The 21,925-nt window shown below is 69.4% G+C and carries 21 protein-coding genes and 1 tRNA gene; 1 reads left to right on the plus strand and 21 read right to left on the minus strand.

The window, feature by feature from the left end:
* Positions 1-3: 3 nt before the first annotated feature.
* The 13 genes from HD596_RS12150 to HD596_RS12210 all read right to left on the minus strand — a co-directional run bounded on the left by HD596_RS12150 (position 4) and on the right by HD596_RS12210 (position 14,379).
* Positions 4-1,236, minus strand: coding sequence for an enolase C-terminal domain-like protein (locus HD596_RS12150; RefSeq protein WP_185069359.1), 1,233 nt, complete (start codon positions 1,234-1,236; stop codon positions 4-6).
* Complete coding sequence (locus HD596_RS12155) at positions 1,233-4,208, minus strand: glycoside hydrolase family 38 N-terminal domain-containing protein (protein ID WP_185069360.1); 2,976 nt, start codon at positions 4,206-4,208, stop codon at positions 1,233-1,235. The genes HD596_RS12150 and HD596_RS12155 overlap by 4 nt, the downstream gene beginning before the upstream one ends.
* Positions 4,208-5,017, minus strand: coding sequence for a carbohydrate ABC transporter permease (locus HD596_RS12160; RefSeq protein ID WP_185069361.1), 810 nt, complete (start codon positions 5,015-5,017; stop codon positions 4,208-4,210). Before HD596_RS12160 ends, HD596_RS12155 begins: the two co-directional genes overlap by 1 nt.
* Positions 5,014-5,862, minus strand: coding sequence for a carbohydrate ABC transporter permease (locus HD596_RS12165; protein WP_185069362.1), 849 nt, complete (start codon positions 5,860-5,862; stop codon positions 5,014-5,016). Before HD596_RS12165 ends, HD596_RS12160 begins: the two co-directional genes overlap by 4 nt.
* Positions 5,863-5,917: 55 nt before the next feature.
* Complete coding sequence (locus tag HD596_RS12170) at positions 5,918-7,165, minus strand: ABC transporter substrate-binding protein (protein ID WP_185069363.1); 1,248 nt, start codon at positions 7,163-7,165, stop codon at positions 5,918-5,920.
* A 29-nt stretch (positions 7,166-7,194) separates the two neighbouring features.
* A complete protein-coding gene (locus HD596_RS12175) occupies positions 7,195-7,896 on the minus strand; it encodes a FadR/GntR family transcriptional regulator (protein WP_185069364.1) in 702 nt (233 codons plus the stop codon).
* A 67-nt stretch (positions 7,897-7,963) separates the two neighbouring features.
* Positions 7,964-8,488, minus strand: coding sequence for a DUF305 domain-containing protein (locus HD596_RS12180; protein WP_185069365.1), 525 nt, complete (start codon positions 8,486-8,488; stop codon positions 7,964-7,966).
* A gap of 36 nt (positions 8,489-8,524) precedes the next feature.
* Complete coding sequence (locus HD596_RS12185) at positions 8,525-8,677, minus strand: hypothetical protein (protein WP_185069366.1); 153 nt, start codon at positions 8,675-8,677, stop codon at positions 8,525-8,527.
* The gene (locus HD596_RS12190) at positions 8,677-9,621 is read right to left on the minus strand and encodes a phosphotransferase family protein (RefSeq protein WP_185069367.1); all 945 of its coding nucleotides are present in this window, start codon (positions 9,619-9,621) and stop codon (positions 8,677-8,679) included. Before HD596_RS12190 ends, HD596_RS12185 begins: the two co-directional genes overlap by 1 nt.
* Before the next feature lie 40 nt (positions 9,622-9,661).
* A complete protein-coding gene (locus HD596_RS12195) occupies positions 9,662-10,825 on the minus strand; it encodes a WD40 repeat domain-containing protein (RefSeq protein ID WP_185069368.1) in 1,164 nt (387 codons plus the stop codon).
* A gap of 20 nt (positions 10,826-10,845) precedes the next feature.
* A complete protein-coding gene (locus tag HD596_RS12200) occupies positions 10,846-11,472 on the minus strand; it encodes a class I SAM-dependent methyltransferase (protein WP_185069369.1) in 627 nt (208 codons plus the stop codon).
* A 968-nt stretch (positions 11,473-12,440) separates the two neighbouring features.
* Complete coding sequence (locus HD596_RS12205; RefSeq protein WP_313043724.1) at positions 12,441-13,136, minus strand: response regulator; 696 nt, start codon at positions 13,134-13,136, stop codon at positions 12,441-12,443.
* A 148-nt stretch (positions 13,137-13,284) separates the two neighbouring features.
* The gene (locus HD596_RS12210) at positions 13,285-14,379 is read right to left on the minus strand and encodes a sensor histidine kinase (RefSeq protein WP_185069371.1); all 1,095 of its coding nucleotides are present in this window, start codon (positions 14,377-14,379) and stop codon (positions 13,285-13,287) included.
* Positions 14,380-14,818: 439 nt separating this feature from the next.
* Between HD596_RS12210 and HD596_RS12215 the strand changes: the two genes are divergently transcribed.
* Complete coding sequence (locus HD596_RS12215; RefSeq protein WP_185069372.1) at positions 14,819-15,901, plus strand: AF_0692 family protein; 1,083 nt, start codon at positions 14,819-14,821, stop codon at positions 15,899-15,901.
* On the opposite strand, the gene HD596_RS12220 is transcribed toward HD596_RS12215, so the two are convergent.
* The 8 genes from HD596_RS12220 to HD596_RS12255 all read right to left on the minus strand — a co-directional run bounded on the left by HD596_RS12220 (position 15,895) and on the right by HD596_RS12255 (position 21,900).
* A complete protein-coding gene (locus tag HD596_RS12220; protein WP_185069373.1) occupies positions 15,895-16,305 on the minus strand; it encodes a hypothetical protein in 411 nt (136 codons plus the stop codon). The genes HD596_RS12215 and HD596_RS12220 overlap by 7 nt on opposite strands.
* 68 nt (positions 16,306-16,373) lie before the next feature.
* Positions 16,374-16,982, minus strand: a complete 609-nt coding sequence (locus HD596_RS12225) for a hypothetical protein (protein WP_185069374.1) — start codon at positions 16,980-16,982, stop codon at positions 16,374-16,376.
* A 97-nt stretch (positions 16,983-17,079) separates the two neighbouring features.
* A tRNA-Thr gene (locus tag HD596_RS12230) sits at positions 17,080-17,156 on the minus strand.
* 55 nt (positions 17,157-17,211) lie between these two features.
* The gene (locus tag HD596_RS12235; RefSeq protein ID WP_185078431.1) at positions 17,212-18,042 is read right to left on the minus strand and encodes a PSP1 domain-containing protein; all 831 of its coding nucleotides are present in this window, start codon (positions 18,040-18,042) and stop codon (positions 17,212-17,214) included.
* A 69-nt stretch (positions 18,043-18,111) separates the two neighbouring features.
* Positions 18,112-19,143, minus strand: a complete 1,032-nt coding sequence (locus HD596_RS12240) for a permease-like cell division protein FtsX (RefSeq protein WP_185069375.1) — start codon at positions 19,141-19,143, stop codon at positions 18,112-18,114.
* 53 nt (positions 19,144-19,196) lie between these two features.
* On the minus strand, positions 19,197-19,724 hold the full coding sequence (locus tag HD596_RS12245; RefSeq protein WP_185069376.1) for a SigE family RNA polymerase sigma factor: 528 nt from the start codon (positions 19,722-19,724) through the stop codon (positions 19,197-19,199).
* Positions 19,725-19,775: 51 nt separating this feature from the next.
* The gene (locus tag HD596_RS12250; protein WP_246556006.1) at positions 19,776-20,627 is read right to left on the minus strand and encodes a permease-like cell division protein FtsX; all 852 of its coding nucleotides are present in this window, start codon (positions 20,625-20,627) and stop codon (positions 19,776-19,778) included.
* Between the two features lie 100 nt (positions 20,628-20,727).
* Positions 20,728-21,900, minus strand: a complete 1,173-nt coding sequence (locus tag HD596_RS12255; RefSeq protein WP_185069378.1) for a DNA polymerase III subunit delta' — start codon at positions 21,898-21,900, stop codon at positions 20,728-20,730.
* Positions 21,901-21,925: the final 25 nt, after the last annotated feature.

The following is a 21,925-nucleotide window of genomic DNA, read 5'->3' on the forward strand; positions in this document are numbered from 1 at the left end:
CAATTATGGAGCTATATCCAGGGACACGGTGGGGTCGGCGAACCGTTCGTTCGGCACAGTGGCGTACCAGCCGGGCCGCCCGGGGTCGCGGTCGTACGGGTAGCCGCCCCTCTCCCGGTAGTACTCGGCATAACGGGCGACCCGCTCGGGATCCAGGCGCACCCCCAGCCCAGGGCCGGACGGCACCGCGATGGCGCCCTCCGAGTACGCCAGCTTCCCGCCCTCGATCACGTCGTCCCTGAGCTGGTGGTAGTGGGCGTCGGCGGCGTAGGTGAGGTTCGGCAGCACGGCGCCGAGGTGCAGCATGGTCGCCAGCTGGATGCCCAGCTCGCCCGAGGAGTGCACGGCCACCCCGAGCTGGAAGGTCTCGCACACCCCCGCCGCCTTCACGCACGGCCTGATGCCGCCCCAGAACGTCGTGTCCAGCAGCACCACGTCGGCGGCCCTGCGCATGACGTTGGAGGCGAGCTGCTCGAAGTTGACGACGACGGTGTTCGTCGCCAGCGGCACCCTCACCTGCTCGCGGATGGTCCTGAGCCCTTCGAGCCCCCAGACCGGGTCCTCCAGGTAGTCGTTGTTCAGCCCCTCGATGGCCCGGCCGAAGCGCAGCCCCTCGGCCACCGACAGCACGGCGTTCGGGTCGTACCTGAGCCGGTCCTCGGGGAACGCCTCGGCCAGCGCCCGGTAGCACTCCAGCTCGTGGTCCGGCGGGAACACGCCGCCCTTGAGCTTGTGCACGGTGAACCCGTGGTCGGCCTTGAGGTGCTTGGTGTGCTCGACGAGCTGGTCGGGCGTGCGGATCTCGCCGTACCCCTCGGCCGCGTACCGGAAGAACAGGTACGAGGCGAACGGCACGGCGTCGCGGATCCGCCCGCCGAGCAGGTCGTACGCGGGCACGCCCAGGTGCTGCCCGATGAGGTCGATGCAGGCGAACTCGATGGCCGCGAGCAGCTGCGTCCTGTTGTTGTAGAGCGAGGCCGTCGGGTTGGCGATCTTGAAGCGCAGCGCCTCGAGCTGGAAGGGATCATGGTCCTTCAGGTACGGCACGAGCGCCCGGAACGCCGCTTCCGCGCTCTCGCCCCCGCCTCCCATCTCACCCAGCCCGACCAGCCCGTTGTCGGCCTCGACCTCGACGATCGTGCGCACGAACCGGCCCCAGTGGGCGCCGTTGCTGTGCCGCAGCGGCGCCTCCAGCGGGACCGCGACCGTCGTGGCCCGGATGTCAACGATCTTCACGAACACGTCCCCCAAACAACGGCCACCCCGCAGGCGGGCAGCCGTACCTTGACCGTCTCGTCCACTACGTCCAGCCCGCGAGCCGAGCGCAGGCCCGGCAGGCCGACCGTCACCTCGACCGGCTCGGCGGCCAGCGACTGCAGCCGCACCACACGCTCGTCGCCCGCCCGCCCGAGGGACGTGACGAGCACGTCCGGGTGGTCGACGGACACGTACGTCTCGGTGACGTCGGGGCTGTCGGTGATGAGCGCGCCGACGAACGGCTCGGTCAACCCGGAGGCCGCCGCGGCGCCGAGCCGCCGCCCGCGGGCTCCCACCTCCGAGCTCACGGCGTAGCGGAACGTGGTCTCGCCCTGCTGCTGGGCCGGGAAGTTGGTGTCCCAGATGTTGTTGAGCGCCCACGAGTAGACCGTGCCGTCCTCCTGGTCGAGGGTCGGCGGGAAGGGCGCGTACGGCATGTGGATGGTGCCGAGCTGCACCAGCGGCGCCTCCAGCGTGGCCCAGGCGACGGTCAGCTCGGGGTCCTCGAACGCGATCCAGTGCCTGATCGGCAGCATGTATTCGGCCGAGCCCGGCACGCGCGGCACGCCGGGGCCGCCCACGCCGCCGGTCAGCTCCCAGGCGGTGGCCGGTCCGGTGGCGAACGGGAAGGCCAGGAAGACGGCCTCCTTGGCGGGGGTGCCCTGCTTGGCGAGCTGGTAGGTCAGGTCGACCCTGGGCACGCCGGCGTGCAGCTCGATCGTCGTGCGGATCCAGTCGACACCCTTGCCGTGCAGCTCCACGACCAGCTTCTCGCCGACGGCCGTGCGCTGGGCCTTGGTGATCGTGGCGCCCTTGCCGATGGCCCGGTCACCGAGGAGCGTGCGGTCGTGCGCTCCGACGTGCCCCGACAGATGGTTGAAATGCGGGGCGGTGGCGTACTGGTCGTAGACGTACTGGCCGAAGCCGGCCGCCGCGTCGCCGTTGACCAGCTCGCGGCCTGCCCGCTTGTCGAAGATCGAGCCGACGTAGCCCTCGCGGACGTCGTAGGCCACCCGGTAGAACTCGTTCTCGATCACCCCGCTCAGGTCCAGCTCGACCGGCTCGGGGGCCTGGTTCACGCCGGGCACGACGTCGAGGCGGGCGTAGCTGTAGCCGGGCACGCCGGGGACGACCGCGTGGACGTGCCGCCCGATGGGCCGGGTCGGCCAGTCGTCCGGATGCACCAGCTCCTCGTGGTGCGGGAGCGTCTCCCCGGTCCGCGAGTCCACCAGCGCGATCGGCACGTCCACGCCCACCACGTCCCTCGGCAGGAACGCGCGGACCACGTCGGTCCGCGTCCAGGTGCCGGGGTTGAAGACGGCGAACGAGGCCAGCGCGCCACCCTCGGTGCCCGCTTCCGACAGCGCGGCGCCGAACCTGCGGACGGCGGCGTGCAGCAGATCGGCCGCGTCGTCCTGGGCGTCGTAGGCGCCGGAGGACTTGCGCGTCCACTGCAGGCCGCCCGAGTCGCCCGCCTCCTCGGCGTCCTCCCACGGGTTGGCCGCGCCCCAGGTGTGCTCGTTGAACAGGGCGACCTTGTCGTAGGCCGCGTCCACCTGCTCGGTCGCGTCCACCCCGGCCAGCGTGTGCAGCGTCTCGGCGACCCGCAGGGCCGACTGCGCCCGGCGCACGTAGCCGAGCGGGCGCGCGCCCGAGCCGAGCCCGTCGGCCCACCAGTCGGTCCAGTCGCCCTCGTGCACGGCCAGCCGGTCGTGGTAGCGCTCCTCGACGTGCTGGAAGAAGTCGCTGTTCACGGCCGAGCGCAGGCGCGGGTAGGCCCACTCCTCGTTCCACCGGCGCGCGATCGACGCGGGCACGATCGACGGGCCGGCGTTGTCTGCGTGTGCGCCCTGCACCCGCAGGTGCAGCACGTCCAGCTCGTACGGCTCCTTCGGCGCGTCCGGCCCCTGCCAGCCGAACGTCCCCGGCCCGTACGGATACCCCCGCGTGGCCAGCGCCGACAGGTAACGCGGCAGCAGGTCGTCGGCCAGCTCGTAGGAGTCGGTCAGGCCGACCGTGTTGCCCTCCATGTACGCCATGCCGTGCGGCGTGTCCGTGAACCAGACGATGATCTCGTTGCCGCTCGGCGCCCGCCAGCGGAACGGCCTGGTCAGCTTGTCGCCGCCGTGCAGGTAGGGCACGGAGCGACCGGCCCAGTTGTGCGCCGCGGCCAGGTAACGCACGCCGTGCGAGTGCAGCGCGTCCACCAGGCCGACGACCGCGCCCGGCACGTCGGTGTGCATGGCGGACCTGGTGGCGAAGCCGTACTTCTGCTCCAGCTGGGTGGTGAAGCGGAGCTGGCGGTGCAGCTCCTCGGTCGAGCACGCCTCCGTGTGGAGCTGGAACGGCAGCGCGGTCACCTCGATCACGCCCTCGCGGGCCTTGCGCGCGAAGGACTCCACCATGTCGGCGGGCCGCGCGGCCAGCCACTTCAGCGCCGGCATCGACGACTCGACCGTCCAGCGGAACTTCGCGTCGTCCGGCCAGGACGCGGTCTCCTCGGCCAGCCGCAGCGCCGCGTCCAGGTAGTCGAGGTGGTGGCGGAGCACGGTGCCCTGCGGGTCGGTGTAGCCGATGTCCAGGTGCGAGTGGTGGACGACGAACACGCTCCACTTGCGCTGCGGGGTCACCGTCACCTGCGCGGTGCCGACCACCCCCGCGTCGTCGCGGCACTCCAGCGTGAGCACGCGCGGCGCGTCCACCTCGGGCACCAGCAGCGTCACGTCGTCACCCGACGCGCTGTCCACGCCCACCAGCACGTGCGTCAGCGGCTCGGTGCTCGACACCCTGACCGCCTGCCGGCCGTCATGGGTGAACAGCGGCAGCACCGCGACCCGAACCTCCAGCCCGCGCACGCTGATCACCGGTGTCGAGGTGTCGTCGCGCAGCGCCTGCCTGATCCCGTCATAGTCGGGACTGCCCAGGCTCCGCTGGAGCAACCGGCTCGTCATCAAACACTCCCTAGAGACAGGCCCCTGGCGAAGAGGCGCTGGGTGGCGAGGAACAGCACGACGGTCGGCAGCGAGACCACGAGCCCCGCGGCCAGGCCCACGGGCACGGGCGTCCCGGCGTACACGTCGGTCATGAGGCCGGCGATGGCGGTCATCACCGGCCGCACGTCCTCGGTCTGGGTCAGGGTCAGACCGAAGATGAGGTCGTTCCAGACGAAGGTGAACTCCAGGATGAACACCGCCGTCAGCGCGCTGAACGAGATCGGCAGGTAGATGCCCCAGAAGATGCGCCAGGTGGAGGCGCCGTCCATCCTGGCCGCCTCGAAGATCGAGAACGCTACGCCAGTGTAGAAGTTGCGCAGCACGAAGGCGGCGAGCGGCACGCTGATCGCCGTGTAGACGAGGATCATGCCGAGGCGGCTGTCGTAGAGGCCGGCGTCGCTGTAGCCGACGAACAGCGGCACCAGCAGCATCTGCGAGGGGAAGACCGTGCCGCCGAAGATCAGGATGAACCAGAAGAACCCGTGCCGGAGCCGCAGCACCACGATCGTGTACCCGGCCAGCGCCCCGATGAGCACCCCGAGCAGGGGCGAGACGACGGCGTAGAGCGCGGTACTGGCCAGGCTCTGCGTCAGGTTGGCGCTGTCGAGCGCCCGCGCGAAGTTCTCGAACAGCGCGAAGTCGGACGAGGGTGCCCACGCCCGGCCCGGGTCGTACGAGGCGGCCGGTCGCGCGGCGTTCACGAGCAGCAGGTACGTCGGCCCGAGCCAGACCAGCCCGAGCACCACCAGGACGGCACGCCGGATCACTGGGTCACCTGCCGCTTGAGGTAGAGGTAGGACGCCAGCCCGGTGACGACGGTCAGCATCACCGCCACGGCCGAGCCGTAGCCGTAGTCGCTGGCCACGAACGTCTCCTTGTACATGGTCACCGCCAGCGTCTCGGAGTTGCGCCCCGGGCCGCCCTGCGTCAGCACCCACACGATGTCGAACGTCTTCAGGCTGGCCACCAGCGCCAGCCCGACCACGACCGCCGTCAGCGGCCTCATGAGCGGCCAGATGACGTACCTGAACAGCCGCCACCCGCCGGCCCCGTCGAGCCGGGCGGCCTCGATCGGCTCCTTCGGGATCGACTGCAGCCCCACCACGAACAGCAGCATGTTGACGCCGAGCTGCTGCCACGTCCAGACCAGCAGCATCGCCAGCGTGTTGACCGGCGCCTCCTGCAGGAACGCGGTGTCCACGCCGAGCAGCTGGTTGGCGATGCCGTCGTGCGACAGGATCGGGCTCCACACCATGGCCAGGCCGGCGCCGCTCAGCGCGTACGGCAGCAGGAACGGCACCCGGAACCACACACCGCCCTTGATGTCGTACGACAGCACCGCGACCAGCAGGCCGAGCCCGACGGGCAGCACCATGGTGCCGACGACCCAGAGCAGCGTGTTGCGGATCGAGGTGAGCAGGGCCGGGTCGTCGAGCAGCTTGCCGAAGTTGTGCGCGCCGATCCACTGGGCCGGCTCCAGGCCGTCATAGCGGGTGAAGCTGAGGTAGGCCGTCCACAGGAACGGCGCGTAGAGCAGCCCCGCGACCAGCAGGACCGCGGGCGCCACGTACCCGTAACCGAACCGCCCAAGTATGGGTGCCCGCCTGCTCATGGCCTCACTCCGTGAGGCGGGCTCGGTCGCCCTCGATGCCGCCGCCTTCCCCCGCTCACTGATGGGTGCTCCAGTACTCGTCAGCCGCCTTCTGGATGGTGTCCAGGACCTCCTTGTAGCTGCCGGGCTCCGTCACGAACTTGCCGAACCCATCCAGCGCGGCCGTCAGGACCGGCGGCGGCGTGGCCTCGAAGTAGCGGTTGACCAGGCGGTACTGGCCGCTGCCCGCGTCCTTCGTGACGGTGCCGAGTGCCTTGTCCGAGATGCTCACCTTGGGGTTGGCGCTCACGTCTCCCCTGCTGGACGCCCACTTCTCCTGCGCCTCTGCCGTGGTCCACCACTTGAGGTACTTCTGGTTGGCGGCGGGGTCGGCGCCCTTGGTCAGCGAGCAGAGCGGGCCGCTCTCGAAGATCATCGAGGTCTTGGGCAGCGAGGGGTTGACGTTGGGGATGACGAAGAAGTCGTAGTCCTCGCCGGGCTTCATGTTGCGCTGGGTCATGCTGGTGTTGAACCAGGTGCCGAAGGAGACCATCGCCGCCTTGCCGTTCTTCAGCACGTCACCCGGGTCCGTTTTATCGCCAGGGTTGATGAAATATCCGGCGTCGATGAGGGACTTCCACTTCTCCATCACCTGGACCACGCCCGGGTCGGTGTACTTGGCCTGGCCGGTGGCCAGGCGGTCGTACAGGTCGGGGTCGGAGCCGGCCATGAGCTGCTCGAACCAGACGAAGGAGAACAGCACGCTGGTGTGGTAGAAGGCCTTGACGCCGTTCTTCTTCAGCGTGTCGGCCACCTTGACCAGGTCGTCCCACGTCTTCGGCGCGGTGAGGCCGTACTTGTCGAAGATCTTTTTGTTGTAGAACATGCCCCAGTACGCGACGTTCATCGGCACGCAGTACTGCTTGCCGCCGATCGTGTAGTACGGCGCGAGGTCCTTCGACAGGTCGCCGGACTGGATCGCCTGCTGCCAGATGTCCGTGGTGTCGGCCACCTGCTTCTGCTTGACGATCTCTTCCAGCATCCCCCCGGTCTGCCAGGTGAACAGGTCAGGCTTGACGTTCGTACGGAACGACGCCTTGATGAACGCCTGGTATTGGGCCGAGTCCGTGTATCCCGTCGGCTTCATGCCCAGGCCGATGCTCTGCTTGGACAGGGCGCCCATCTCGTCGAAGTACTTCGTCCAGGCGCCCTTGTCGTTGTACAGGGTCAGCTCGCTCTTCTTCTGCGTCTCGGCGCCGTTTCCGCCGCAGGCGGTCAGGACGAGCGCCGCCACGCCGAGCGTGACCACACGTGACCGGAACATGGACCGGCCTCCTTGTTTCTTCGGGGGTCTTACATCAGGGGGGATTGCAACCTGTGCTCTATAACCGTCTTGACGTCCACCAGGTGGGCCCGCATGCGCTCCTCGGCCTGCGCCGCGTCGCGTGCCTCGATGGCCTCCAGGATCGCCAGGTGCTCGTCGTAGTCGCGGCGCCGGTCGTCGAAGATCTGCAGGATCTCCCGCTGCTCGGGCCCGTGGACGGTCAGCAGCGAGTCGACGACCTCGTGCAGCACGCTGTTGCCGGCCAGCCGGGCCGTCGCCCGGTGGAAGGACATGTTCGCGTCGTGCAGGAGGGCGTCGTGGCCGCGCAGGTGCCTGCCCGCCTCTTCGAGCACCCGCTTGAGCGGAGCCAGCTCCTCGGGGTCCGCGTTGTGCGCGGCCATCGCGGCCAGCGGCGGCTCGATCACGATCCGCGCGCCGAGCAGCTCCAGGAGCTGGGCGGCGTGCATCTCGCGCATGTTGGGGTTGGGCAGGACGACCCGTTCGATGTCGGTTCCGACGTAGATGCCGGAGCCGTGCCGCATCTCGATGGCCCCGGTGGCCTCGAGCCTGCGGAGCGCTTCGCGCAGCGTCGGGGTGGTGACGGCGAAGCGCTGGGAGAGCTCCCTGGTCGAGGGCAGCCTGTCGCCGGGCCGGTGCCCGCCCGTACGGATGAGCTCCAGCATGCGCTCGGTCAGAGCGTCGGACAGCGTCGGCCGCGTTACCTCGGACATATCAAGTGATCTAATCACTTATTCGTGTAGGCGTCTACGCCCATCGAGCGCTCGCTCCGGGACTTCCTCAGCGCTTCAGCAGCTTCATCATGATCTCGACCTGTCCCTTGCGCGAGGTCCGCACCTGCCCCGCCCACTCCTGAACGGCCGGATTCGCCCCGCCCGCCACCTCGGCGGCGGCCATCTGCACGGCGTCGTCCTGGTGCGCGATGAGCAGGTTGAGCAGGTCGTGCTCGAAGTTCTTGGACTTCCGCAGCGCCTGGATCCGCTTGACGTCGGTCTCGGGCATGCCGCCGTGGTGGTCGTGCGCGCCGTTCGGGGGCGTGAGCGGCTGGTCCCAGGAGTGCAGCCAGCGCAGCATCCGCTCGACCTCGCTCTGCTGCGTGCTGGCGATGGCCGCGGCCAGCGTCCTGAGCTCCGGCGTGGTGGCGCGCTCCGCCCCCACCTTGGCGATCTCGATGCCCTGCCGGTGGTGCGGCACCATCATCTGCACGAACATCACGTCCTCGGCGTTGACCGGGGCCTCCTGGACCGGGGCGGGGCCGCAGGCGGTGATCAGCAGCAGAGCCGCTAAGGCGGGCAGCGCGCGCATTATTGATAGGAAACCTTCCTAAGGGTTTTTGTCAGGCTACGTGACTTCGTAGCGCAGGTAAACGATCCCCGAGGGGAACGCCCGGGTTTCCAGCACCGGGTCGTCGGGCCGCTCGTCGGCGGTGGGCCAGTAGGCGGACGTGTTCTCGTAGAGGCGCCGGCCGTACAGGGAGCCGCCCGCGGAACTCATCACCTTCTCGCGAGGAATTCGAGCGCCTGCCCGCTGTGGAACTTCGAGATCCCCAGCATGAACTCCCGCTCCGGGAAATCGCCGTCCAGCAGCCGGAGCGGCCCCGCGGTGAGCGACAGGTGCTGGGCCAGCCCGTACAGCCTCATCCGGCCCTCGTCCAGCCCGTCGACGCGCAGCCGCTCGTAATGCTCGTGGAAGCGGATCCGCAGGAAGACGTGCTCCCACTCGACGTCGAAGAACATCGTGCCTTCGATGTCGATCAGCACCGGCCTGTCGCGGTCGTCCACCAGCACGTGATCAGGGCCGAGCTCCCCCTGGATGAGCCCGTGATCGGCCCGGGGCTCCACGTCCGCGGCCATCTCCCGCAGCGCGCTCTCGAAGTCCTCCCGGACCGCGCCGATCCGCCCGACCCGTACGGCCGCCTCGTCCAGGTCCCGCAGCGCCTGCTCCAGCACGACCTCGACCGCCGATCGCCGCCGGGTCCCCTCGACCTTCCCCACCCACGGGGCCCGCTCCCGCCCCATGGCCTCAAGGCTCTGCGCCAGCCGATCCATCACCCGGCCCGCCCGCCCCGGGTCGTCGCGCAGCAACGCCTCCAGCGTCCCGCCGCGCACGTCCTCGACCACCACGACGTCGCCCGGCCGGTCCACGAGATAGACCTCGGGCACCCGCACCCCGAGGCCCCTCAACCGCCCATGGGCAGCCTCAAAAAACCGCAGCCCGGACGCGTGGCCGAACGGCGTCTCCGGGTCGGCGTCCGCCGCGGCGGGCCAGAAGTCCTCCTCCCGGGACCAGACATAGACGATCGCACCGGGCCCGTCGTCGTCGAACGAGAGCCGATAAACGCCCTTCTTGCTCCCGCCCCGGAGCCGCTCGACCCCAGCCAGCCGGCGCCCCTTCCCGAACGCCGCACGCGCGATCTCGGCGAACCGCTGACCATCCATCACATGCCCTTCATCGTGGTGCCACTCAGCCTGCGCAGCCTCAAGAGCCCAGGCTCCACACCCGGATGGTCTTGTCGAGGCCGCTCGAAATGGCGACAGGGGTGCCGTCGCTGCGTTTCCCGATCGCCAACGCGAATATCGCGCGAGTGTCCCCGGTGAAGGGCCCGCCGACGCGAGCTCCCGTATCCAGGTCCCACACCGACAGGCCGCCACCGTCACCGGAAACGATGACCGGGGAGCCGTCGCCTCGCTGCCCGACCGCGACCTCCATGGTGTCGCTCTGGGCGGTGATGGATTCTCCGATGGGCTTGCCGGTGTCCAGGTTCCAGATCCGGATCGAGCTCTTGGGAGTGCTGCCCTCCTCGGCCGGAGAGCCCGGGATGTCAACGGTGACGGCCACCGGAGTGCCGTCGCCCCGCTTGCCTACGGCCAGCCCTTCCACCAGGCAGGTGCCGCACCGGCTGAGAGATTTGCTGAGAGGCTTGCCCGTGTTCATGTTCCAGATACGCGCCCTGCCGTTGGTCGCGCCCGTGACGAACACAGGCGTGCCGTCGCTGCGTCTGCCGGTCACCAGTTGGGTGACCGTGAACGCGAAGGGGTCGACGGACGGCTTGCCGATGAGTTTCCCCGTGTCCAGGTTCCAGATTTCGACGTCCCTGGTCAGGGCGTCTCCGCTGGAGATGATGACCGGGGTGCCATCGCCGCGCCTGCCGGTCGTCACCGCATGGACAAGCCCGTTCCGAGCCTTGAGAGGCTTGCCGATCGGCTTTCCGGTGTTCAGGTCCCAGATCCGTATGTCATCGGCGGCACCGGAGACGATGACCGGGGTCCCGTCGCTGCGCCTGCCGACGGCGACATCGTAGATCTCACCCTTGTGGCCTTTGAGGGGCTTGCCGAGGGCCTTTCCGGTGTCCAAGTCCCAGATCCGCACCGTCTTGTCGTAGCCGGCGGAGACGATGACCGGAGTGCCGTCACTGCGCTTGCCCACCGCCACCGCCTCCACCCGGGCTGTGTGCCCTTTGAGGGGCTTGCCGACGGGCGTGCCAAGGGGAGGGACATTTATCCGCGACAAGGCGGCCGCAGCCGTACCGGTCTGCGCGCCGGACGCGAGGCGGAAGTCGCTTCCCACTGCCGGATTGAGCAATCCGACGATCATCAACGCGCCCATTGCGATCGCCTTGGCCGGCGCGCTGCGGCTTCCCATGCCCGTACTCCCAAAGTTGATCATCCAGATCGCCGCAACGTCAGCGACTGGAACCGAAGTTCGTCAGATCCCACGGTGTGGAAATCCACCACCTCGAAAGCCTTGCGTGCGTACTCCTGGAGCTGCTCATCGCTGCGGAAGGAGAAGAACCGAGGAGGACGGTGATCGTCCTCCTCGAAGGGACCCTCGCCCGTCAGGCTGCCCCCGCCGTACACGCCGAGAAAGAAGAGGCCACCGGGCCGCATCAGCGTGTGGATCGCCTCCATCACCGCCGGAAGGTCGCTGTTGGGCACATGCAGCAGGCAGTTCATCGCGTACACCGCGTCGAACGAACCAGGCGCGAAATCGAGGCCCAGAAAGTCCATGACATGGGCTTCGACGCCCTTCTCCCGGCAGAGCGCCACCATGGCAGGCGACAGATCGACGGCCACGACCTCCAGGCCGTTTTCCTGAAAGTACACGCTGTCCTGGCCCGTTCCGGCGCCGATTTCCAGCAGCCGTCCGCAACGGTCGCCCTGCAGCCGGCTCAGGAACGCCTCCCGCTCCGCCAGCTTCCACTGGGTCTTGCCCATGGCATCACGTCGCTGGGCGCCATCGTCATATGCCGTTCGGAGGGGGCCGATCACGTCGTCGTAGCGCGCGCTCATCGCGCCATGATGCCCTACAAGGGATCTTCGACAACAGGCACCCGCCAGACGCTCAGAAGCCCTCCCGGATCCGCCGAGAGGTGACCCGTCGCGATCTTCCAGTGATCCGCGAACGGCACAATCTCCCGCATGCTGTTCCGCCTTTCGGCACTTCCAGGCCTGACCATATGCATGGTGGCCGCGCTCACGGCGTGTACCGCGGCGCCCGCTTCCTCGCCCTCCGCTACCCCTAGCGTCCGGCAGGCGGCTCAGCCGACCCCCTCCCCCTCCGAGGTCAGCCTTCCAGCCGGCGTGCACCGATATCACGCCACCGAACTGAGGCCGGGCGACTGCATCGATCCCCTACCTGACAACTTCATGGTGACGGTCGTTCCATGCGATCGGCCGCATGTGGCGGAATTCGCCACTATCTACGTCATCCCTGATGGTCCGTATCCGGGGATGGGGGATATGCAGCGCCTGACAGAGAACGGGTGCACGCCGAGAATGCGACTGGTGGAGAAGCGAAAGGACGAGGTCGCCGTGGGCGGCCTGGCGCCTTCGGCGGAAGACTGGCCTCGGTACAGGACGATTTACTGTCTCGCGATCGCCGTCGGCCAAGGATCGTCACTGGTTGGGCGGGTCATTATGTAGTGCAATATGTCGCCCTATTACAACAGCGCCGACCAGCTCGGCCAGATCGCGCCTACATCAGCCACCTCAGCGCATACGTCACCGACGACCTACCCCGCCAGCCCGTCCCGTCCGATCCCCTCCTGAAAGAAGTCGACTGCACGTGGCAGGGTGACGAGGACGCTGAGCAGGGCGGCGGTCCCCCGCTGGGCGTCGCCCGGCCCGCCGTTCGCTGCGCGGCTCGCGCGGCCGCTGTGAGCGGGGCGACTGTGAGCGGGCGGCTGTGAGCGGGCGGCTGCGAACGGGCGGCTGCGAACGGGCGGCCTGAAGCGGGGGGACTGTGAGCGGCGGCCGTCCTATGAGGCGTCGTGGACGACCAGCGCCAGCTGGACGCGGTTGTCCAGACCCGCCTTGGTGAGGATGCGGGAGATGTAGCCCTTGACCGTGCCCACGCTCATGTGCAGCTCGCCGGCGATGACGGCGTTGGTCTTGCCCTGCCCGACCGCGAGCGCCACCTCCCGCTCGCGGTCGCTGAGCGCCGACAGCACCCGCCGGGCGTCGGCGCGCCGCCGGTTGTCCTCCTCGGGCACCAGGTGGGCGATCAGCCGCCGGGTGACGCTCGGCGACAGGCTGGGCTCGCCGGCGGCGACGCGCCGGATCGCCTCGACGATCCCCTCGGGCGGCGTGTCCTTCAACAGGAACCCGCTGGCTCCCGCCCGCAGCGCCCGGAACACGTGCTCGTCGGCGTCGAACGTGGTCAGGATGATGACCTCCGGCGCATCCTGGCGGGCGCGCAGCCTGCGGGTCGCGTCGATGCCGTCGACGCCGGCCATCCGGATGTCCATCAGCACCACGTCGGGAGAGTGCTCGCCGACCGCGGCCTGGACCTGCGCACCGTCGGCCACCGCACCCACCACCTGGAGGTCGGGCGCGCCCTTGAGCATCAGCGTCAGCCCGGTACGGACGAGCGCGTCGTCGTCGACGATGAGCACCCGGATCGCGACGGCCGCACTCCCGGGCCCGCCGAGCGGCGCACCCGCAACCCCACTCACGGGCACACCCGCAGACCCACTCCCAGGCCGCCCCGGAGACCCACCCATGGGCGCACCCCCAGCCCCACTCACGGGCGGACCCGCGGACCCACTCACCGGCCCGCTCAACGGCTCACTCATGGCGCCGCTCACCGGCCCGCTCACCGGCTCACTCATGGGGCCGCTCACGTGGCCATGGTAGCCGCGCCGCCAGCCGGAACCCGCCGCCGTCAGTGCTTCCCCGTTCCAGGCGCCCACCCGCCAGCGACACCCGTTCCTCCAACCCTGCCAGCCCGGCTCCACCCCCGGTCGTGGCCAGCTCCACCGCCGCCTCCCACCCGGCAGGCAGCGGGTTGCGTACCTCGACCGTCAACTCACCACCGGCCGCGCCGGAGACCACGACGGTGACGGGCCGGCCGGGCGCGTGCTTGCGCGCGTTGGTCAGCCCCTCCTGCACGACGCGGTACGCGGTGCGCCGGGTCGCCTCCGGCAGATCGGCGAAACGTACGTCGTTCTCGTCCAGCTCGATGCGCATCCCGGCCCGCCGCGACTCCTCCACCAGCGGTGCGAGCCCGGTCAGCGGGAGCTCGGCCGACGGGCTCTCGCGCAGCACGGAGATGACCGCGCGCAGCTCCTGCAGCGCCTGGTGGGCGCTGGTCCGGATCACCCCGGCCGCCTCGGCGACCTCGTCCGGCCTGGCACCGGCATTGAACTCCAGCGCTCCGGCGTGCACCGCCAGCAGCGACAGCCGGTGGGCGAGCACGTCGTGCATCTCGCGGGCGATGCCGAGGCGTTCGGAGCGGCGGGCCTCCTCCGCGCGCAGCCGCTGGTCGGCTTCGGCGCGGCGGGCCCGTTCCGCCAGTGACGCCAGCAGCTCCCGCCGGGTCCTGGCCAGGATGCCCCAGCCGGTGATCGCCCCGCCGAACAGCACGCCGACCAGCGCCCACACCGGGTACGGCGCCAGCCCGGGCGGCCGCCACGCGAACCTGACCAGCGTCGCCGCCACCCAAGCCGCCCCCACCGCGACAGCCGCGGGCGGTCGCCGGTACAGCGCCGCGACAAGCGCGGCGATCCCCGCGGCCACCGACGCAGCCGCGGCGGGGACAGACAGCGCGATGACAACCAGCGAGGCAGCCACCGGCCACCGCCGGCACAGCCACAATCCCACGCACGCCAGGACCCCACCGCCCACGTCGGCCCACAGGTACCAGCCCGGCGTCCCCGGGACCAGATCCCCCCAGACCACCGCACCGGCCCCGGCCACGGCAAGCACGATGCCACCGGCTCCAACCGCCCAGTCACGCCGCGAACCCCGCCGCCCACCCACCCCCGAACCCCAGCCGCCCGCAACCGCGCCACCGCCCGCAGCCGCGCGACCCCGTCCCAGCCCGTCATCGCCCACAGCCGCGCGCTCCCCTCCCGGGCCGTCGTCGTCTGCGGCTGCGCGATCCCGCCCCGAACCGTCGTCGTCCGCGGTGTCTCCGTGCCTCCGGGGTCCGCCGTCGCGACGGCCCCCGTCCCTCCCCTGTGCTTCGAACACAACCGCAGATCGTATCCGCCGACCTTACGCTTGGTAAGCAACGAAGGTCACCATCGTCGCCCCACCATGGCAACCAAAGTCACCACCCGGAAGCGACCGAAGAGGCCACGGACCGGCCTGGCGGCAGCAGCGCGCCGCACCCGCCGCGGGAGACCGTAGGCGCATGGTCACCTCACGAGCACGCGGCCGGTGGGCCGCGCTCCTGCTGGCCGGGCTCACCCCGGTTGTCGCCGAGCTCACGCTCGGCAACCCGCCCCTCCGCAAGGCATGGTTGTTGCTGCTGTGGGTGCCGATCTACGGCGCCGGCACCGTACTGATCCGCGAGCTGGTACGCCGTACCGGCCGGGGCTGGCTCGCCATCCTGCTGCTCGGGGCGGCGTACGGGATCGTGGAGGAAGGACTGGCGCTGCAGGCGCTCACCAGCCCGACCATCTACGGCGTGGCCGACTGGGCGCCCAGGATCCTCGGCCTCAACAGCGCCTACACCGAGCTGAACATCCCCTATCACGCGGTCTTCAGCGTGGCACTGCCGATCCTGCTGGTGGATCTCATCGTCCCGAGCCTTCGCCATCGTCCCTACCTGGGGCGGACGGGGCTGGCCGTGGCGGGAGTGGTGTTCGTGCTGGGCGCCCTGCTGCTGCGGTGGACAACGGCCTTCATCGACCCCGGCTACCAGGCACCGCCGGCGATGCTGGCGGCCTTCGCACTGACGATCGCGGCGCTCACGGTGCTCGCACTGCGCTTCACCCCCCGCCCGCGCAACCTGCCGTCCACCCCGCCCCGAACGACCCCCACACCGCCAGATGCGCCAGCCACAGCCCCCCAGACGACCCCCACGCCACCGGACGTGCCAGCCACCGCCCTCCAGACGACTCCCACACCTCCGGTCGTCGCGTGCCTGGCCGGGACGGCGGCGTTCGGATATCTCGCGCTACTGTTCCCCTTCGGCGGCGCCCAGCACCCGGCCTTCACCCAAGGCGGCTGGGTAGCGGTCCCGATGGTGGCGGCGGCCCTCCTGGCGGTGGCGGCAGGGATGCTGCTACGCCGGTGGACGGCACACGACGGATGGCGCGATCAGCACAGCCTGGCACTGGCCGGCGGGGCACTCGTGGCGCACACCGTGTTCGGCGTGATCGCCAACGGCGAGAACACCACCGACCGCGTGTCACTGGCCGCGCTCGGCCTCGTCATGATCGCCCTGCTGGCCCTGCTCGCCCGGCGTAACCGGATCTTCGGCGCTCAGTGAACCTGCGCCATGGTTCGCTGACGCCCCTGCCTCAGTCTCCGATCCCTGATCACCGCAAGCACAAGCAGATGAGTCACCAGGCCAACACCCAGGATCAGTCCCGCGATCCGGAACGCAGGCGTCGTGAGTTCACCGGACAGGGACTTGAAGGCCAACGCAAACCCCAACCAGAGCTGAGCCCCGCCCCCAAGGCGTGCTCGCCCCCAGGGAATGCTGTGTACAACAGCCACCGCCGAGATGACATAAGCAAGGATCAGGAAGAACGCGGCAAGATCGTGGGGAGGATTCATCAGCAACAGCGCCATCCCGCCCACGAGGCCCACCGCTGATACTGCGACCACGATCACGCGCTGCGGCACGGTCAGGGCGTCAAACCACGACCTCTTCTGATCAACTGGCTCCACGGACTCACGGTCCCACAAGCGGCCACAAGCGACCACCCACGTCGCCACACCACCTTGCCGCGGCCTCCTCAACCAGCGCTCAGGCCCTTGTGCTCCGACGCAGGGGCCTGCAACGTTTCCCCTGCCGCCGACGCGGGCCGCCGTCTCCAAAGACCACGAGGTGAGACGTTGGCGCCGACGTGGATCCTCAGGTCACGTCGGGCCTGCTCGTAGAAATAGTCTCGTGCCGCCCCGGCATCAGCGTAGACCGACGCCCATTCCTCAGGGTCGTTCCGGCTACCGTGAGCGAACTCTTCCATTCGAAGTGCAAGAGAGTGCCATGCGCGTCCCGCCTCGATTGTCTTGTCATCGCCAAGCAGCAGGACCGATTCCCATTTGGCCGAGCGCTCAAATGCGACGCGGGCGAGCTCCTTGAGACTCTCCTCAGCATCGACCTTGTTCACGATCCTGAAGCGAGTGTTGACACCTCGCGCTGCGGCTATCTCGGCCGACATCTGAATCAGCGCCTTGACGGAGTGCGCGTACTCCGCGTAAGCCTTTCGACGTTCCTCATCCCACCGAGTCGTCTGTTGTCGGTTCCAACGGACACGCTCTACCAGGTAGGTAGCCGTATAGGAGCCCACTGCACCGACGATCACTCCCAGTAGGGCGGGGAGTTGCGAGAGTAAGACGTCCACAGCCCCATGCTGCATCATAACGATCATCTGGGCGAGCGCCCGTTAGCAGAAGTGTTAGCAAAAGGCCCTCCCGGATCATCCGAGAGGGCCTTTGACCTGGAGCCGCCTTGGGGATTCGAACCCCAGACCCCTTCATTACGAGTGAAGTGCTCTGGCCGACTGAGCTAAGGCGGCGTGCTCTGCGACTTGGAAGAGTCTACAGGAGCCGGAGGGGTACTCGCTCCCCCGTTCACGCCTCAGCCGAATCCCCATATGTCGAGTCATACGCCTTGCGCGGCGCGCACACGCTGGCCTTCGAGCAGGCGCACCGCCGCCCCCCGTCGTTGAGGCGCACCACCACGGAGTCCGACGGGACGTTGTGGCCCACCACGACGCCCGGACCCTGTGGGGTCTCCACGCTGACCCCCGCCCGGGGAGCCGAGGCGCGGAACTCCTGGTAGAGCGGGTGCTCGTACTTCAGGCAGCACATGAGCCGCCCGCACGCCCCGGCGATCCGCAGCGGATTGACCGGAAGATCCTGGTCCTTGGCCATGCGTACCGAGACCGGCTCGAAGTCCTTCAGGAACGTGGCGCAGCACAGGTCACGGCCGCAGGGCCCGATGCCGCCCTGCAGCCGCGCCTCGTCCCTCGGGCCGATCTGCCGCAGCTCGACCCTGGCCCGCAGGTTGCGGGCCAGGTCGCGGACCAGGGCGCGGAAGTCGACCCGGTGCGGCGCGGAGAAGTAGACCGTGTAGATGTTGTCCTCGTCGAGGTAGTCGATCCCGACCACCTTCATCGGCAGGGTGTGCCGTTTGATCAGCCGTTTCGACACGCTGCGGGCCTCGGCCCTGCGGCGCTTGTTGGTCTCGTCGCGGGCCAGGTGCTCCTCACCCGCCAGGCCGGCGCACAGGGGCAGCCCCTCGACGTCCTCGCTCGTGTACTGCGGCGCCCAGACGCACTCCGCCACCTCGGGGCCCGAGTCGGTCGGCACGAGCACCTTGTCGCCCACCTTCGGGCTGTGCTCGCCGGGATCGAGGTAGTAGAGCCTCCCGTAACGGGTGAAGCTCACGGCCATGATCATTCCCATGGGCTCGAGCTCGCCTCCTGACGGCCTAGGGGTCGAACGACCTTCCCTGCCACATTACGTGTGTCAGCCCGCCGTGGGAGAGGGGCCGGGGTCCGGATGTTCGCCGGATCGCCTGTCGGGAGGGCACACCTTGCTCTCGGGCAGGAACAACCCGTAGCGGTTCATCAGCCGAGCGCTGTCGTAAAGGCATCCGTGGTAGAGAGCCTGGCTCACCCCTGGTTCCCGCCCCAACCTGCTGACCAGCTTGCTCCAGTCGGCCTCGGGCAGCAGCATCACTCTGAACGATTGGGGCATGTCGGTGACTTTCGTGGCGTTGAGCATCACCTTGTTGTCTTTGTACAAGCGGCGGAAGTTCTCGTAAGCCGTCGTCTGGTCCTCGAAGAACACCTCCTTGACGCCGGGCGTCGAGACGATCAGCTTCTGGATGGCCTTCTTCTGCGCGAGCGTGACGCCCGTCCCCTCCTTCGTGACGGTGAAGCTGCCTTTGCCGTCGGGCTTACGCTCGGCGCCGCAGGACGGCATGCCGGACGAGGGGCTGCAGAGAAAGACGCTCAGATCCCATTTGCTCGGCGGAGTAGCGTCGTCGGGTACCACTTCCCGAACGTCCAAGATCCCTGGCAACCCGCGCAGCGCCTCCTGCACACTGCGCGGATCGGTGCCCTCCATGAGGGTCAACCGCAACGAATCAGGGATGTCGTCGACGCCGACAGCGGCCAGGAGTGGCTCGTTGTGCGCGAAATTCCGCCGGAAGTCGGCGTACACCGCGCTCTTGTCCGCGTAGGACATCTCTTTGAGCCCCGGCACCTGCCGGACCTTCGCCACGATCTCCTGCGTCTCCTCCTCACTGACAGCGCCCTTGCAGGCCGTCTGCTTCCGGTCCGACGACTTCGCGCACAGGAAGACGGTCACCTTCCGCTCGGCGGGCGGCGGATCGGCCGCCACCGCGCGGTTCTCGTCACCCGGGCCGCCCAGCAGCCCGACAGTGGTCGCCGCCCCCGCGAGCACCACGGTCGCCGCCACCGCCACCAGCCGGAAATCCACCCTGAACCGCCGCCGCTCCGGCGCCCTGAGCGGCCTGAGCGTGCCGGCGTCCACCGTCGCCCCCGCCTCGGTGAGGGCCTCGCGCAGCCTGTCTTCCATCGCGCTGTTCATGAATCCTCCCCAAGTGCCCGGCCGAGGGCGGCCAGCCCCCGCGCGATCGTGGACCTGACCGTGCTGGCGCCGATCCCCATGGTGTCGGCGATCTCCTGGTCGGACAGGTCGAGGTAGTAGCGGAGCGTGAGCGCCTCCCGCTGCCTGCGCGGCAGCTCACGCAGGGCGAGCAGCACCCCGCGCCGCTCCTCGCCCAGCAGCGCGGCGCTCTCCGCCGACCAGACGGGCGGCTCGTACGGCACCGCCCGCCGGAACACGGTCGCCCGCCTGCGCAGCACCGACCGGCAGCCGTTGAGCACCGCGGAGCGGACATAGGCCAGCGCCTTGTCGGCGTCGCGCAACCGGCCGCGCCCGGCGTGGGTGCGGGCGAACGCCTCCTGTACGACGTCTTCCGCGGTCGCCTGATCGCCGACCATGATCAGGGCAAGCCGTACGAGGCCCACGTGGTGCTCGGCGAAGATCGACGCCACGTCGACCCGCTGCCGCGCCAGGGCCTCTTGTTGGGTGAGTAGTTCGACTTCCACGTATCAGAGACGCCCGTCAGCCCCATCTGCTGCTCGCGTCACCCTACGGGTTCACCGGCGCGGCGCGCAGACCTTACTGTCGGGCAGGTCACTGCGCCCGTACTCCACTTCCAGCTTGAGCTTGGCGTCCGTACACCTCAGGTTGTACACCTGGCTCACCCCTGGCAGCCGCGCCAGGCTGCGGCTCACGGCGTTCCAGTCGACGTCGGGCCGCATGGTCAGCCGGTACGACTCAGGAATGTCCGACATCTTGGTGACGCTCATGAGCGACTCGTTGTCGGCATAGGACTCGACAAAGTTCCGGTAGGCCGTCGCCTGGTCCTCGAAGATGTACGTCTCGACCCCGGTCGTGCCCTCGATCGCCTTGGCTATGACCTTCTTCTCCTTTAGGGTCGCGATCTTCCCGTTCGCCTTGCCACGACCGGACAGGCAGGCCGGCATGGCCGAGTCCTTCACGCACAGAAAGATAGAAATGTCCCATTCCGACGCCACAGGCTGCGTATCGCCATAGAGCACGGTTTGGTCGATGACCTCGCCCACCCCGGGCCGCCGATACACCGCGTGCCGCATCCGATCCCGGTCGACCCCCGTCTTCACCCGCAGGCGGAACGACTCCGGCAGATCCTTCGCCCGTACGGCCTTCAGCAGCGTCCTGTTGCCGGCGAAGTCCCGCCGGAAACTCTTGTACGCGCTCGCCCGATCGACGAACCGGACGTCGCTCAGCTCCGGCCTGGACTCCAGGAACGTCCTGAGTGCCTGCTTCTGCTTCGCCGTGGCGTTGCGCTTGTGGCAGCCGTAGGTGGCCGGAGTGCACAGGAAGACGGCGATCTCCCACTCGTCGCTCGCACTGACCTCCGCCGCGGCCGGCGTACCCGCGAGGACCGACATCCCGGCCAGCAGCATGGCGATCAACGACCGTAACCTCCGGGGCGCCTCTCCAGCCACTGCCACTCCTCATCCCCGCGCGATCGACCCGGGCAGCCTAACGCCCCGTGATCACGACTCAGGAACGCAGCGACAGCATCATCGCCTCGACGGCCATCTGGGGGTTGACGTTCGCCGCCAGCCGCTCCCTGCACTGCATGATCGCGTCGATCCGGCGCAGCGTCTCCTCGGGCGTGGCCGCCTTGGCCAGCTGGTCGAGGTCGAAGCGGAGGTCGTCGTTGGCCAGCTCGACCGAGGCCCCGAACTGCATGGCCAGCACGTCCCGGTAGAACGACACCAGCTCCAGCAGCGCCGCGTCCAGCGAGTCGCGCTTGATCCGGGTGGCCCGCGACTTCTGCCGGTCCTCCAGCTCCTTCAGGGCCCCGGCCCCGCCGCGTACGAGCCCTCGGTTGAGCCCCTTGCCCGTGGACCCCTCGCCGTAGAGCTTGCGCAGCTCGGTGGTCTCGTTCTCGTTGAGCGCGGCCGTGGCCGCGGCGGCCTCCTCCTCCGCCGTCTTGACCAGCCGCTCGGCGGCCGAGACGCACTCCCCCACCCCGGTCAGCGAGCGCGGGATGCTCAGCACGGCCTCACGACGCCGCCTGACGCCCTCGTCGAGCGCCAGCGCCCGCGCCCTGCCGATGTGGCCCTGCGCGGCCCTGGCGGCGAACCTGGCCACGTCCGGCGGCACGCTGTCGCGTGTGGCCAGCACGTGGGCGACGGCCTCCGTGGCGGGAGTGGTCAGGTTGACCACCCGGCAGCGCGACCTGATGGTGATCATGAGGTCGTCGGGGGCGGGCGCGCACAGCAGCCAGACCGTACGGGGCGGGGGCTCCTCGATGGCCTTGAGCAGGGCGTTGGCGGCCGACTCCGTGGCCCGGTCGGCGTCCTCGAACAGGATGACCCGCCACCGCCCCTGCGTCGGCGCCCCGGCCGCCCGCAGGATGAGCTCGCGGGTCTGCTTGACGCTGTAGGACAGGCCCTCGGGGCGTACGGACTCCAGGTCGGGATGGGAGCCGACGAACACCTGGTGGCACTGGTCACAGTGGCCGCACCCGCCGTCGGGGCAGAGCAACGCGGCGGCGAAAGCCCGGGCGGCGTCCTCCCGGCCCGAGCCCGGCGGCCCGGTGAACAGCCACGCGTGCGTCATGCCCGCGCCGCGCCCGCCCCGGACGGCCTCCCCGGCCGCCGCCGCGGCCCGCGACAGCACGGCCACCGCCTGGTCCTGCCCGACGAGGTCATCGAAAACTGCCACGACGTAAGGCTAACCGCCGGCAGCA

Origin of the sequence: Nonomuraea jabiensis (assembly GCF_014204795.1) — a bacterium.
In the GTDB taxonomy this organism is placed as follows: Bacteria; Actinomycetota; Actinomycetes; order Streptosporangiales; family Streptosporangiaceae; genus Nonomuraea; species Nonomuraea jabiensis.

Bases quoted from the DNA above. Each gene is read 5' to 3' on its own strand.
- HD596_RS12155 (WP_185069360.1), bottom strand. From the start codon at position 4,208: ATGACGAGCCGGTTGCTCCAGCGGAGCCTGGGCAGTCCCGACTATGAC.
- HD596_RS12165 (WP_185069362.1), bottom strand. From the start codon at position 5,862: ATGAGCAGGCGGGCACCCATACTTGGGCGGTTCGGTTACGGGTACGTG.
- HD596_RS12170 (WP_185069363.1), bottom strand. From the start codon at position 7,165: ATGTTCCGGTCACGTGTGGTCACGCTCGGCGTGGCGGCGCTCGTCCTG.
- HD596_RS12175 (WP_185069364.1), bottom strand. From the start codon at position 7,896: ATGTCCGAGGTAACGCGGCCGACGCTGTCCGACGCTCTGACCGAGCGC.
- HD596_RS12180 (WP_185069365.1), bottom strand. From the start codon at position 8,488: ATGCGCGCGCTGCCCGCCTTAGCGGCTCTGCTGCTGATCACCGCCTGC.
- HD596_RS12185 (WP_185069366.1), bottom strand. From the start codon at position 8,677: ATGAGTTCCGCGGGCGGCTCCCTGTACGGCCGGCGCCTCTACGAGAAC.
- HD596_RS12190 (WP_185069367.1), bottom strand. From the start codon at position 9,621: ATGGATGGTCAGCGGTTCGCCGAGATCGCGCGTGCGGCGTTCGGGAAG.
- HD596_RS12195 (WP_185069368.1), bottom strand. From the start codon at position 10,825: ATGGGAAGCCGCAGCGCGCCGGCCAAGGCGATCGCAATGGGCGCGTTG.
- HD596_RS12200 (WP_185069369.1), bottom strand. From the start codon at position 11,472: ATGAGCGCGCGCTACGACGACGTGATCGGCCCCCTCCGAACGGCATAT.
- HD596_RS12215 (WP_185069372.1), top strand. From the start codon at position 14,819: ATGGTCACCTCACGAGCACGCGGCCGGTGGGCCGCGCTCCTGCTGGCC.
- HD596_RS12235 (WP_185078431.1), bottom strand. From the start codon at position 18,042: ATGATCATGGCCGTGAGCTTCACCCGTTACGGGAGGCTCTACTACCTC.
- HD596_RS12250 (WP_246556006.1), bottom strand. From the start codon at position 20,627: ATGCTGCTGGCCGGGATGTCGGTCCTCGCGGGTACGCCGGCCGCGGCG.